At 38.6% G+C, this 12,667-nt stretch carries 13 protein-coding genes; 4 read left to right on the top strand and 9 right to left on the bottom strand.

Translation table 11 applies throughout. From position 1 onward, the window contains the following. Positions 1-3 precede the first annotated feature (3 nt). From BUC16_RS14270 to BUC16_RS14240, 7 genes are all read right to left on the bottom strand, one after another. Positions 4-1,470 (bottom strand): RagB/SusD family nutrient uptake outer membrane protein, encoded by a 1,467-nt coding sequence (locus BUC16_RS14270; protein WP_073371483.1) that lies wholly within the window; start codon positions 1,468-1,470, stop codon positions 4-6. Between the two features lie 19 nt (positions 1,471-1,489). Further along, positions 1,490-4,483: a SusC/RagA family TonB-linked outer membrane protein gene (locus tag BUC16_RS14265; RefSeq protein ID WP_073371482.1), complete on the bottom strand. Its 2,994-nt coding sequence runs from the start codon at positions 4,481-4,483 to the stop codon at positions 1,490-1,492. Between the two features lie 244 nt (positions 4,484-4,727). Continuing rightward, positions 4,728-7,475, bottom strand: coding sequence for a helix-turn-helix and ligand-binding sensor domain-containing protein (locus BUC16_RS14260; protein WP_073371481.1), 2,748 nt, complete (start codon positions 7,473-7,475; stop codon positions 4,728-4,730). Positions 7,476-8,035: 560 nt separating this feature from the next. After that, positions 8,036-8,218, bottom strand: a complete 183-nt coding sequence (locus BUC16_RS14255; RefSeq protein ID WP_244534371.1) for a hypothetical protein — start codon at positions 8,216-8,218, stop codon at positions 8,036-8,038. 114 nt (positions 8,219-8,332) lie between these two features. Then, a complete protein-coding gene (locus tag BUC16_RS14250) occupies positions 8,333-9,289 on the bottom strand; it encodes a HipA domain-containing protein (protein ID WP_073371479.1) in 957 nt (318 codons plus the stop codon). Further along, positions 9,282-9,614 carry a HipA N-terminal domain-containing protein gene (locus BUC16_RS14245; protein WP_073371478.1) on the bottom strand — a complete coding sequence of 111 codons (333 nt, stop codon included), beginning with the start codon at positions 9,612-9,614 and terminating at the stop codon, positions 9,282-9,284. The genes BUC16_RS14250 and BUC16_RS14245 overlap by 8 nt, the downstream gene beginning before the upstream one ends. 5 nt (positions 9,615-9,619) lie before the next feature. Next, the gene (locus BUC16_RS14240) at positions 9,620-9,838 is read right to left on the bottom strand and encodes a helix-turn-helix domain-containing protein (RefSeq protein WP_073371617.1); all 219 of its coding nucleotides are present in this window, start codon (positions 9,836-9,838) and stop codon (positions 9,620-9,622) included. A gap of 381 nt (positions 9,839-10,219) precedes the next feature. On the opposite strand from BUC16_RS14240, the gene BUC16_RS14235 reads away from it, so the two are divergent. Genes BUC16_RS14235 through BUC16_RS14220 form a run of 4 tightly spaced genes read left to right on the top strand, consistent with a single transcriptional unit; the run spans position 10,220 to position 11,776 of the window. Further along, positions 10,220-10,975, top strand: a complete 756-nt coding sequence (locus BUC16_RS14235) for a hypothetical protein (protein WP_073371477.1) — start codon at positions 10,220-10,222, stop codon at positions 10,973-10,975. A gap of 1 nt (position 10,976) precedes the next feature. Next, positions 10,977-11,372, top strand: a complete 396-nt coding sequence (locus tag BUC16_RS14230; protein WP_073371476.1) for a DUF5675 family protein — start codon at positions 10,977-10,979, stop codon at positions 11,370-11,372. Between the two features lie 10 nt (positions 11,373-11,382). Further along, positions 11,383-11,607: a hypothetical protein gene (locus BUC16_RS14225; protein WP_073371475.1), complete on the top strand. Its 225-nt coding sequence runs from the start codon at positions 11,383-11,385 to the stop codon at positions 11,605-11,607. Next, entirely contained in the window at positions 11,594-11,776 is a 183-nt protein-coding gene (locus BUC16_RS14220; RefSeq protein ID WP_073371474.1) for a hypothetical protein, read from the top strand. Before BUC16_RS14225 ends, BUC16_RS14220 begins: the two co-directional genes overlap by 14 nt. Positions 11,777-11,854: 78 nt before the next feature. Here the strand turns inward: BUC16_RS14220 and BUC16_RS14215 are convergent, their stop codons facing one another. Beyond that, complete coding sequence (locus tag BUC16_RS14215) at positions 11,855-12,034, bottom strand: hypothetical protein (RefSeq protein ID WP_073371473.1); 180 nt, start codon at positions 12,032-12,034, stop codon at positions 11,855-11,857. Between the two features lie 28 nt (positions 12,035-12,062). Continuing rightward, on the bottom strand, positions 12,063-12,512 hold the full coding sequence (locus BUC16_RS14210) for a DUF6943 family protein (protein WP_244534370.1): 450 nt from the start codon (positions 12,510-12,512) through the stop codon (positions 12,063-12,065). Positions 12,513-12,667 lie beyond the last annotated feature (155 nt).

Raw genomic sequence — 12,667 nt, 5'->3', positions numbered from 1 at the left:
TTATTAATAATTAGGATTTTGTTTTAAAACCCCTCCAGATTGATCAACGGCTGTTTGGGGAATAGGATAGTATTTGTTTTTGTCCTGATATCCTAAACTGCTCAATACCGTTGTGGCATCACCCCAACGAACTAAATCATAGAAACGTTCTCCTTCCATTGCCAATTCTATTCTTCTTTCGTGTTTTATTGCATTTTTGAGGTTGGCATCTGCAGGTACGTCAGGAAGTATTCCAGCGGTGTTGCCTCTTGCTCTTTTACGAATTTGGTTGACATAACCAGCCGCTTTTGTTCTGTTTCCCAGTTCATTTGCAGCCTCGGCAGCCATTAAAATAACATCGCCATAGCGAATGATTTTCACGTTAAACCAAAAGTTTTTTCCTGTTCCTTGAAGGGCTCTGTAACTTGGTGTGGAATATGCTTTTTTGTTCCAATACGGCTGATCAACACTAAGAGGAACCACATTGCCGTAGCCATCGTCTTGTCCAGAAAAAAGAATCGTGGAGTTTTTACGTGGATCTCCCACTTCGTAAGCATTGAACAAATTAATGGTAGGAACATTGAATCCCCATCCTAAATCCCAAGCACCCGAACCCCTATAACCTTGTGATTCAAAATAATTGTTCGAATAATCAACACCATTTTGTCTCAGGAATTGCACTTCAAAAATGGCTTCACTGCAATTGTCACCTTGCTCTTTGAATAAAGTTTCGTACGAATTGAAAAGGGTATATTGCCCTGAGTTGATTACGATTTCAGATTTTTCCAATGCTTTTGCCCAATTGCCTTGGTACAAATAAAGTTTGGCCAATATCGAATTGGCAAAACCTTTGGTTGCCCTGCCTGGATAAGCAGGCCAGTTAAGAGGTAAATGGGTTGCTGCAAATTCCAGGTCACTTATAATTTGGACATCTACTTCAGCAACGGTAGATTTTGCTTTGATTCCATCGCTTGGACTGACTATTTTTTTCAAGATAATGGGCACTTCGCCATAATCCCTGCGCAATTCAAAATAAGCAAGTCCACGAATGGCTGAAGCCTCTGCTTTGTTTATAATGCTTCCGGCATCCGTTTTTCCGGAATTGTCAACATCGGCAATCAAATCATTGCAGGCAAAAATCAAGCTGTAATGACCATCCCAATTGGCAGCAAATTCAGTTGTGGAATAAACAAAACGATCCATTATGTTGCCTCTAGTTGCGGCATCTCCGGGAAAACTTCCTTTCATGGCATCGTCTGAACGAATATTTTGGAACCAGTACCTGTCCCAATCCGTAACACCTCCTTGGGTCCTCATTTTTCCGTATAGACCAAAAGCTTTTTCTTCAAAACCTCCCGCCGGCAAATCTCCTTCCACTGCGGTACCCAATGGTTTCCTGTCTAAAAAATCATCGTCATTACATGAATTTAAGGTCGGTAATGCAACAACGGCCAGTAGCGATATATATAGTATAGATTTAAAATTTCTCATTTTTATTCAAGTTTTAATGTTAAAAAGTTGCGTTCAAACCAATAGATGTAATCGCTGGAAGAGGATATCCTCCCGTGTCTTTTCCAAATGAAATTGGCGATCCGCCGGCTTCTGGAGTAAACCCTGAATTATGAGCCCAAGTAATTGGATTCTGTGAATTCAAGAATAGCCTTAAACTTTGGATAAATGTTTTCTCCAAAAATTTGGAATCAAAATCATAAGCCAACTGTACATTTCTTAGTCTCAAGTAACTACCGTCCTCAATCATGTAAGTTGAAGCCAATTTATTGTAACCAGAACCATCGTTTAGCCTTGGTTCCCAGTTTGATGTGCCAGCTCCGGTCCATCTGTCCAATCTTTCCGTTCTATAATTGAATGGTGCAAATGTGGAACCATTACCCCAATCCCTGTAAATTTCGTTTCCATAAACCCCTTGAAAATCAAGCGACAATGAAAATTGTTTATACGTTGCACTCAATGAGAAACCGTACATGACATCTGGAGTTGGATTACCAATTATGGTTCTGTCATCGGTATTGATTTTTCCGTCACCGTTTACATCTTTATATTTGAAATCTCCAGGACCGTAATCACCCAATGAACTTGGTGCAGAGGCGAGTACATCGGCATACGATTGGTAAACGCCATCCACGACATATCCGTAGAATGAACCAATAGGAGAACCTGCCGTAAGTATGGAAGGGCCGTCAAAAACTTGGAATCCAGGTTCGTAAACTGATTTCACGACATTTTTTAGTGTAGTGGCATTACCACTGATTGAATAACTCAAATCATCATTTATTTCATCATTCCAAGAAGCCGTAAATTCAAATCCTTTATTTTCGATTTCTCCCGCATTGGTATAGAATTTTTCGCTTCCAAGGTCAACAAAAGTCAATAAATCTTTGGTTGTTTTGTTGAAATAAGCCGTTTCAAAACTCAATCTGTTATCCAAAAGCTTCATTTCCAATCCTGCTTCATAAGAAGTTACGGTTTCCCATTGCAAATTTGGATTGTTTCGGTAGGCCAACACATAGGCCGGAACCACGGATTCTCCAAAAATAGCCGAACTTCCAGTAGTATATGCTGGATATGCCGGATAATGAATGGATGAATATTGATTCCCTAAAATACCATAAGAACCTTTAACTTTCAATTGGTTAAAAATGGTTTGGTCTTTCATGAAATCTTCTTTGACGATGTCCCAGGCGGCTCCAACAGACCAAAAGTTTTGGAAACGGTTTTCTTCGCTAAGTTCAGAAGAACCATCTCGACGGAAAGAGGCATTCACTATGTATTTTCCATCATAATTGTACAAAATACGAGCCAAATACGACACGCTTGACCTGTCCCATTGGTCTGAATTGGCAAAACGCGTTGTAGGGTCTCCGTAAGGATAAACATTTAGATACCACCATCTTTTATCATAAGGAATGGGTTCGCCGCCAACAAATTGTTTGACAGTTCCGTTCAGTCCTTCAAAATTTTCTTCCAATCGGTTGTAGCCGGCCAAAAGCGTAAAATCATGTTTTCCAAAAACTTTATTATAGGTAAAGTTATAATCCTGTTGTGCTCTTTTGAAATCATTTTTAAACTGATTGACGTTTGTAAGGGCATTTCCTCCGTATGGAGTTAACTGATCCGTCTCGGATACGTAAACATCAAAAACAGGAGTATAGCCTCTTCCTTTACTGTAACTGTTGTCAGACAAATAAGACCCTCTGAATTTTAGACCTTCAATGATTTTTATTTCTGCAAAAGCATTGGCAATGTATTTGGTTTCTTCATTCAATTGCGTGAATTGTTTTCCCTCCACATTTGCAAGTGGATTGCCAATTTGGGCGGCGCCAATTTCCAACGGCAATTGATTGTAGATTCCTTCGGCATTTCGTGGAGCAACAATTGGGGTTGCTCTCAAGGAACTTTCAAAATTATGCAACTGGGGTAGAGAAGAAGTATAACCATTCATTGCCACTCCAATTTTGATGGACTCTGTTAGTTGAGTTTCGTTGTTAATATTGAAGGTGAATTTTTTGTATTTTTCGTAATCAATTAATCCTTGATCTTCTATATATCCCAATCCTAAATAAAACTTGTTTTTATCTGTGCCATTTGACACACTCAAGTTATGTGTAATGATGGTTGCATTGTCATTTTTAATTTGATCAATCCAATTTGTGTCAGCATTGAACAAAGCGTATTGAGAATAAGGTGCCAAGCCTTGATTGCTTCTTTGTTCATCATATAACGTCCTGAATTGACTTGCATTTGTTAATGACGGCGTATCGGTTATGTTTTTAAATCCGATGGAAGTATTGTAATTTACGGTGGTTTTACCGTTTTTTGCTCTTTTGGAAGTAACAATGATTACACCATTTGCACCTCGCACACCAAAAATAGCCAAAGAGGAGGCGTCTTTCAAAATTTCCATGGATTCGATGTCGGAAGCATTCATGAATTTGATGTCGTCACAAAATATTCCGTCAACCACGTAGAGTGGTTTGGTTTGATATCGACTCACCGTACCACGAATTCTGACATCGGGATCTTCACCTGGTTTTCCAGAATTGACGATTGAAAGACCGGCCACTTTACCCTGAACCGAAACTATGGGGTTGGGGTTGGGCTTGTCGGCAATTTCTTTTGCCTGAACTTTCACGATCGAACCTGTCAAGTCTCTTTTCTTGGCAGTTCCATAACCAATGACCACAACTTCTTTCAGTGCGGTGTCTTGCGATTCTTTTAAATTGATATTCATTAAATCGGAAGTTGCCGCTACAGAAACAGCGTCAAACCCCAACATTGAAATCTTCAGAATTTCACCAGTTTTGGCATTTATGGTAAAATTACCGTCGAAATCTGTCTCAGCGGTAGTTTTGGATTCTTGAGCAACAATAATGGCTCCGGGAATTCCCAATCCACTACCATCCACTACTTTTCCTTTAATTGCCTGACCCGACATGTAAGCCGGTAGTAGCAATAGTGCTAAAAAGCTAAAAATAAAATTTCTCATAAGTTTTTGATTGATTAAGTTAGTAGAGCCAATTTAAGCAATTACAACGTTGTAGTACATCATGTAGTCCTACTACATGAGTACATCAAAATCAAAAAAAATAGATATATTTTACTGAAAATCAATATATTGTGTGCTAACAAAAATAGCTTTAACATATTGATATGATGTAGTAATGATGTATTGTAATAATGTATAAAAAGTGGTTTAAAAATAAAATATCCTTAAAATTTAACGAGATAAATTATATAGTAACTAAAAAATTGGACAAATTTTCCTCTTGAGAGAGGTTTAATTTCTTTCTCAAACGATAACGGTGAAGTTCCACACCCCTAAACGAGATGTTCATCATCGGAGCAATTTCTTTGGAAGAAAGATTCATTTTGAGATAAACACATAATTTTATGTCCTTTGAAGTAAGGTTTGGAAACTTTTTGGAAAGACTAATGATGAACTCGTTGTGAATCTGGTTTAGATTGGTTTCGAAGATTTCCCATTCGTGTTTGTTTACCTCATTAATCTTGATTGCTTTTTTGATTTCGCTTTTTAGTTTGTTGAAATCTTTTTCAGAATCCAAGATTTGAATAATATTGTCAATCATTTCACTTTGCTTGGCTATGGACAATGATTTTCCTGCAACTTCGGATGATTTGGTTTGCAATTCAAGTTCCAGGATGTGTTTTTCGTATTCTTGGATATTCAATTCATTCTCTGCTTTCAATTCCATTTCTAGAATTTCTTTCTGGTGTTTTAGTTCTTCTTCTTGCAATTTCAATTTTTGAATGTAACGCAACTTGTTCCATTTATAATAGAAAAAGAAAACAACTCCAATCAAAACGGCATACAACAATATCATCCAAAAAGAAAAATACCAAGGTTGCGCCACTTTAAAATCAAAACTGGAAAGCTCATCATAACTAACGCCATCGTTCTTGTAAATAACAACAGAATGAAGTCCGCTGCTTAAGTTGTTCAATACAATCAAACCATCAATAATGGGTACAAAGTTTTTTGTGTCATTGAGTTTGTAAAACAAATTGGGTTTTCTGGCGCCATAAATTCCTGAAACGACATGAATTCTTAATTCTGAATTAAAATTGATTTTATCATCATCACCAACAAGATTTTGATTGTTGAAGGCTTCTATTTTAAGGTCTAGATTTTGCTTGTTGCCGGTTTTTAATTGAAGTGAAATAAAACCATCATCCAGATTCAACAAGTAATTATTTTTGTCTCTAAAAATCTTCAAGTTGTCGTTAATCAATTTTCCTTTATAATATTTCTCCTGAATGATATTCCAAACGAACTTATTGCCATTGGCATAAATATGATATAAAATTCCATCTTGAAGCACCACAAAATGACTTTCGTCAATGGCCACGACATCCGAAATGTTTTTGAAATTCTCATTGAACATTTCGTTCTCTTCCAACTTGTTGGTCAATGAATTATAAGTATACCAAGAATTGTTGATCAAGAAGAGAATTTCTTTCCTGAATTCGAAAATCTTGACTCCAAAATCATTTTCTATCTTGCTTAGTTGGGTAATATTTTCAACCTTTATTGTTTGATACCCATCGTTGTATAGAACCCGGTATAAACCACGATAATTATCGGCAGCAAAAATTTCGTTCTTTTTATTTTGTGCCACATATTTTATGGGTTTCAGTATCTCTTTAATTGTTTTATGCTCGGTTGATTTAGTAATGTCGTCATAAACTAAAATTCCACTATAGGTTGACTGAAAACAGGTATTGTTAATGCTGCTTTTTGATAAATTCCAACCACCGTTTACATTGTTGATTTTATAAAAAGAACCATTGTCGTAACAGAATGTGCCATCGTTGTGGCCAATAATGTATTTATCATCAATTTTGGTAATATTCCAAGCTTGTCCTTGAGTATTGGGAAGCATGGTAAATTTCCCTGATTCATATTCGAAAACGCCGTGATTGGAAGCAATCAGATACCCTTTCGTGGTAGTTGCCACGGAATATACAGAGCCTAAAATTCCGGAATTATCGTAAAATATGGAGATGGGAGAATTTACTTCAACATGGGCAATGCCATTGTCCAGTCCCAGCCACAAATCGTCCTCTTTATCAAAACCGATACTCAAAATGGAGTTATTCATCAAGACATTGTCACGATCGATATTTTTGTAGGTATTGGTATTCAAGTCAAAAACATAAATCCCCTTATTGCCTGTACCGATAATCAGCTGATTGTTTTTTGTAAACCTTGCCACATTGATGGTGACTGTTTTTAATATTTCATTTAAGGGATTATGCCAAGCTGTGAGATTGTTGTTTTCGTGGATAAAAATTCCTTTTTTCTGGCTAAAAACATATACTTTGCCCTGATGTTTTTCAATGGCATGAACAACTGTGTTTTTGGGAACATTCCATCCTTTTGGTCGAGTAATTCTAGTGCCATCCATCTTGAAAATTCCTTTTTCCACAGATGCCACATACAGGTTTTTTTCAACTACAAAACAATAAGATATTAGAAATGGAAATCTGGTTTTTTGGATATGCTTGCCATTATAGATAAAAACAACATTAAAGGACTGAAAATAAATTGACCCGTTAAATTTGAAAATTTTCCAGATTTCTTCATTGTCTTTTTCATCAAATAGTCGCAGGTTTTTGGTAATAGACACATAATGCATTTTACCGTCTTTTCTGTGCCAATACCCAAATTCTTTATAAGAGCCGGAGTAAATCTTGTCTCCTTCTATCATGATGGAACGAATGATGGTTTTGTTGGGAAGTGTATATTTTTCCCACATCACGCCGTCATATCGCAACAAATAATGATTGTTTGCAAAATACATTGCCTTGTCATTTCCCTGGGCAACATTCCATATCTGGTTGTCTCCATGATAATGCAACTTGCTGTAATTTTCAACAAATGGCAGTATTTCTTGTGAATACAAATAGCAATTTTGAATTAGGAATAAAAGGAGAGCAAAAGTTTTTGTTTTTAGCATTTTGAAAAAAAATGTAATTATTGTTTTTTAATTAACGTGCGCTCGATTTAAAAAAAGTAAAAATATATTTGAAAAATGGAAATGATTGCCGTGAATTGATAGCTGACTACCAATTAGATTTAAAGTGCCTTCTTTGTTAGAGGCGAATAAAAATACAGAAATTTACTTTATTATGAACGAATTCTCTAAAGAATTTGATAAAACGCCAAAAGCTTTTAGAGTTCAATTAAGGGGAGGGAAGAAATATTGAATTCTTCCTTTTTAGACCAACTTATTCTTTAGGCCAAATTTTTATCGCTCTGCTGGTTTTGGGATTGAATGCGTTTTTTATTTGAAAGAGGGACAAAGAGGGACTTGTGACATTATGAACCCTCCTGTATTTACTGACTTTAAAGCCAATTCTCAAAATGAGTGCACCGAATTATGCACCCTTTTTTTTTGACTCAATTTAGTACCTAAATTGCATAGTCCAAATTTACAAAATTAAGTCCAATTATTCGTATTAAGTCAGCCAAAAAATGAACGGGTTGCCTCGGGATTTTTGATTTTCGAGAATGATTTTAATCGACGATCAAGGTCATTACCTGTTCCTGTTTCAGACTGGTGTATTGGCAGAATTCTTCTATGCTCACCAATTCGTTTTGGAGCTTGTTGAGCTCTTTGCGGATGGTTTGCATCATTCTCACGCTTTGGCGATAACTCTTCCCGGTAATGCGTTGTATGTCCTTCGGGTAGATACACAACCTCTTGTTTTCGATTTTCATACACTATCTATAGCTTTGATTAGGCTTTGATGTACGGCAAAGTACTGTTGGCCAAACTTTAGTGGAGTAAAATTAATCAAAAAAAGGATGCGTTTATTCCCGCTGAAACAAGCTGCGGTATCTTTCTTCCATCAGGGTTTTGTATTTCTCCTTGTATTCCTCCGACAGGAATGAATTGTTGATCCATTGGATGGCGACGGCCTTGTTTTTCTGGAAACGCTTGGCGATGCCTTTTATTTGTTTTTCGTTGAGACCGAGGTTGATGCCCAGCTTTTCGAAATTTTCCCATTTGAGTTTTTTCTTCTTGCCTTCGATGGTCAAGGCCAGTTCCTCGGTGTCGTCCGGATTTATTATAGCCACGTTCAATAAATCGTATGCCGGCGCCAATGTCCAGGTTTCGCCGGAATGGATCATGGAGAAGTTCTTCAGGTGCATGTCGTTGTTCCCGGTCAGGAAACTGAAAATGCCCAATTCCAGAAAATATAATTTGTCCAACAAAGTATTGTCCGAATACTCGTTTAGGGCTTTGCCGACTTTTTCCATCGAGCTTTTGTATTTGTCGAAAGCTTCCGTGATCTGGAACATGTCGAGCATGTGGATTTTCTCTCCGGTATCCGTTCGGTCGATTCGTTTGGTGATATAGGACAGTTCGCCCGATTGCAATCGGATCAGGCTCGACTTTACGGTGTTGATTCCGAAAGCTTCCGCGATTCGCATGGTCAGGTGTTCGTTTTCGGGCATTTCCGGAAACTGGTCTGAGGGTGGTTTGAAAATGTAATTTCCTCCCAAGGCTCCGACAACGGTTAGACGACCCTTGTTGCCGTCCTGCAGAGAGTCATTGACGATGGACAGAGATAGTTTGGGCTGCACGCCGGGAACCGCCACGCTACGCTCCACCACGTTTTTGGCTAATTCCGCCATTTGTTTTAGTGAATGTTCGAATGCCGGTGGCTGTTTGGTGCCGAAAAACTCCAGACTGCACTGTTCGTGGAAATCCACAATTGCCGTATCGTCTAATGACTTATAACAGTATAAACACTTCTTACTCATTTTCGTTTTGTATTGGTTGAATACTTACGGCTCCAATGCAATTCTGGCAACAGGCCAGAAGCAAACCCATACGGTCGTTTGGATTTATTTTCCAATTTTTGGAAGCGATATCCAAAAGCCAGCCTTCCGGGATCAAGCCTTCAAAAAACGGAAACAAACGTTTTTCGGTGTAGCTTTTTGAGCGTACCGGCATTGTCAGGCTGATGCCTTCTTTGGGATGTTCCAACGCATACTTTTCATCGTATTCGAAGGTGTAGTCCCCGTCGTCCGTTTCCGTGAGGATGCCCGCCAGAAACGTTTTGTAATATATGGCTGCTTTTCTCATGTTCTTTAGTCTTCATTTTTGGATAATTCCCTTGCATTGACCGGAGCCAGGGTATGCCCGAACATTTTGAGCACCTGGTTTACCTTTTCGAGGTTGAGGTTTTCCTTTCCCTGTTCTATTTTTCGAATCACGGTAAGTGCCACACCCGCGCGTTCCGCAAAGGCTTCCTGGGTAAGTTTTACTTCGTTTCGTTTCTCTTTTACAAAATCGGCTAATGGTTTCATAGGTTGAAGTTTATTGTTTTTTATTGGTCCCATGTAATCGCCATTTTAATGATTTCAACTTTATGTTGGCGATGTCATATTATATGCTTTTGCATTGATTTTAGACAAATGTAGTAAATTATATGTAAAAGCATATAATTTTGATTAATAAAATTAATTTATATGTAAAAGCATATAGGTTCTATTTGGTAATCAATTCCGATACAGGATGACATTTGTGTTTAAAAATGTCATTTATGCCACTGTAAGACAAATGGAACAGTACCCTATTTTAAATTATTGGTTTAAGTGTAATCTTTGTTTCGAAATCAATCGAAGGATGTTGCAACAGGATGATGATTGAGGGATTTTGAAACATTATTAATTTAAATTTTAGAAATTATGGCAAGGCAAAAAGGCATAATCAAGTTGAAAGGTACTATCGGGGATATTACTTTTTACAAAACCCAAGACGGGCATTTGGCTCGTGAAAAAGGAGGCATCGATGCGAGCAGAATTGCGAGCGATCCAGCATTCCAGAGAACCCGCGAGAACGGTTCCGAATTTGGAAGAGCCGGCAAGGCCGGGAAGATTTTGAGAACCTCCTTGAGAGCTTTGCTCTTGAATTCTGCGGACGGCAGAATGGTCAGTCGATTGACACAGGCAATGGTCAAGGTAATCCAGGCGGACGTGACCAGCGTGAGAGGGTTGAGAAACGTTATTGATGGCGAGGCGGAATTGCTTGCCGGCTTTGAATTCAACATCAGGGGAAAATTGGGCACCAGTTTGTTTGCCCCATTCGTGGGAGCAATTGATCGTGCGACCGGTGCAATCACCGTTGACCTGGATCCGTTTGTACCGGCCAACATGATTGCCGCACCAAGCGGAACAACCCATTTCAAGATTATTTCGGCCGGTGCAGAAATTGATTTTGAGGCGGAAACTTTTGTTGAAGCACATTCAGAAACTGCGATTTTGCCTTGGGACAGTGTTCCAACGGTGGCCATCAGTCAAACCAACCAGGTTACTCCAGCGAGTACCAAACCGTTGTTTTTGGCTTTGGGTGTCGAGTTTTACCAAGAAGTGAACGGCCAGATGTACCCATTGAAAAATGGTGCCTACAATCCATTGGCCTTGGTTCAGGTGAGCGGCTTGTAGGATGGTTTTAAAACTGTCCAGAACTTATTTCCCCGACGGAACCAACGGCAAACTCGAATGCGAGGGCAAATTCATCTGCAACACGATTGAATTGCCTTGGAAGAATAACGAAACGAAGGTTTCCTGCATTCCGGAGGGGAAATATTTTATCATAAAGCGTTACAGTCCAAAATTCAAGTGGCATTTGGAAATAATTGACGTAAAGAACAGAAGCTTGATTTTGTTTCATCCAGCCAATAACGCCCTGCTGGAATTGAATGGCTGCATTGCTCCCGTAACGAAACTTTCAGGATCCGGTTTAGGCCTGATGTCTCGAAAAGCTTTTACCCAATTAAAAAACTTGGTCTATAAAGCAATCGAAAACAATGAAAGCGTGTCGTTAATTGTTGAATCTTAAAACACTTATTATGAACCTCATAAAAAGAATAAAAAACCCAACGCCAAAATTTTTCAAAGTGCTTCGAAATATTGGTTTGGCATTGGCCGCCGTAGGCGGAACCCTCTTGGCCGCTCCCATAGCTTTGCCGGTGGTGGTAACCTCCATAGGCGGTTATTTGGCAGTAGCCGGAGGCGTGATTTCCGCGGTTAGTCAACTGACCACCTCAACCGAAAACGAAGATGCAACACAGTGATTCCACCGTGGTTGGTACCGCTGGCGGTACCATTTTGAGTGTTTTGCCGAATTTGCATTCGGAGGATGTCCTGAAAACGATCATTCTTGCCACCGTTGGTGCGGTTGTCAGTTTTTTGATATCTTTGATACTCAAACTTTTGATCAAGAAGCACAAAAAAATAGTTTGACTCTAGTTGTGGTGACCTTTGGGTTAAACTCTAAAATGCCCTTTCCGTTTGGATAGGGCATTTTTTTATTGCCAAAAATCAAACTTCTTCAAATAGATTGAGGGTCACTTCCAAAACGACCACTTCCGAATAGTGGTTGTATAATTCCTGCCATTTTGCGCTGTCGATGGCTTTGGCCCTGGTGTCAAAAACTCCAAAACACACTCTCGATGCCTTGGACTTCCAACTGTCGGTTTGGTACAAAATGAATAGTTTCATAGTATTGATATTTTAAGTTATTAAATAATTATTTTCTGCAGAAGCGGGATAAAATGGTTCTACGCAAGTCATTGATAAGCACGATGTCTTGATGCAGTTGATCTTGTTTTTGTTCCAGTAACCTCAACGCTTGGACTTGTTTCTGGTGCAGCTCGTGTTCCAGCATCATTTCATTGACTTTAGAGTCAAATTCTTCCTTGAAATCCTTGATACGCAAGAATGGAATAACAGACCCGATTAAAAATTGGTGCCAGAAGTTGGATTTCCAAAGGCTGTAGGCCAGCCAATAGACTGTTTCGGCATCCCTTTCATCAGGGAATACAATTACGAAGCTGTTGGAAAAGGGTTCTTTTTGGGGTTTTCCACTGTTCATTCCCTTATTGAGGATAAAGATTTGGTTTCCCTTGTAAACAGTGTCTTTTTGGTGGGTTTTGATGATGAAATTCAGCATGGCTTTATGGTTTAAAAAATTAAACATGATTTTTTCACTGTTTTCATTTTCTTTTGGATGCGAAGAATTATTTTCGAAAAGAAATAGTCATGATTAAAGAGCAATCACAAACCCGGATGAAAATGGAATGATGCGTAACTTTGTGTATAAATCTTAATGTTATGGAAGCTCAAATCTCATTT

The sequence above is a fragment of the Flavobacterium fluvii genome (assembly GCF_900129545.1).
In the GTDB taxonomy this organism is placed as follows: Bacteria; Bacteroidota; Bacteroidia; order Flavobacteriales; family Flavobacteriaceae; genus Flavobacterium; species Flavobacterium fluvii.
This window is presented reverse-complemented; position numbering and strand designations above follow the sequence as displayed.

Excerpts from the sequence above, each read along its gene's own strand:
- BUC16_RS14270 (WP_073371483.1), bottom strand. The coding sequence starts at position 1,470 with ATGAGAAATTTTAAATCTATACTATATATATCGCTACTGGCCGTTGTT.
- BUC16_RS14265 (WP_073371482.1), bottom strand. The coding sequence starts at position 4,483 with ATGAGAAATTTTATTTTTAGCTTTTTAGCACTATTGCTACTACCGGCT.
- BUC16_RS14260 (WP_073371481.1), bottom strand. The coding sequence starts at position 7,475 with ATGCTAAAAACAAAAACTTTTGCTCTCCTTTTATTCCTAATTCAAAAT.
- BUC16_RS14250 (WP_073371479.1), bottom strand. The coding sequence starts at position 9,289 with ATGAGTAAGAAGTGTTTATACTGTTATAAGTCATTAGACGATACGGCA.
- BUC16_RS14245 (WP_073371478.1), bottom strand. The coding sequence starts at position 9,614 with ATGAGAAAAGCAGCCATATATTACAAAACGTTTCTGGCGGGCATCCTC.
- BUC16_RS14240 (WP_073371617.1), bottom strand. The coding sequence starts at position 9,838 with ATGAAACCATTAGCCGATTTTGTAAAAGAGAAACGAAACGAAGTAAAA.
- BUC16_RS14235 (WP_073371477.1), top strand. The coding sequence starts at position 10,220 with ATGGCAAGGCAAAAAGGCATAATCAAGTTGAAAGGTACTATCGGGGAT.
- BUC16_RS14230 (WP_073371476.1), top strand. The coding sequence starts at position 10,977 with ATGGTTTTAAAACTGTCCAGAACTTATTTCCCCGACGGAACCAACGGC.
- BUC16_RS14225 (WP_073371475.1), top strand. The coding sequence starts at position 11,383 with ATGAACCTCATAAAAAGAATAAAAAACCCAACGCCAAAATTTTTCAAA.
- BUC16_RS14220 (WP_073371474.1), top strand. The coding sequence starts at position 11,594 with ATGCAACACAGTGATTCCACCGTGGTTGGTACCGCTGGCGGTACCATT.
- BUC16_RS14215 (WP_073371473.1), bottom strand. The coding sequence starts at position 12,034 with ATGAAACTATTCATTTTGTACCAAACCGACAGTTGGAAGTCCAAGGCA.
- BUC16_RS14210 (WP_244534370.1), bottom strand. The coding sequence starts at position 12,512 with ATGTTTAATTTTTTAAACCATAAAGCCATGCTGAATTTCATCATCAAA.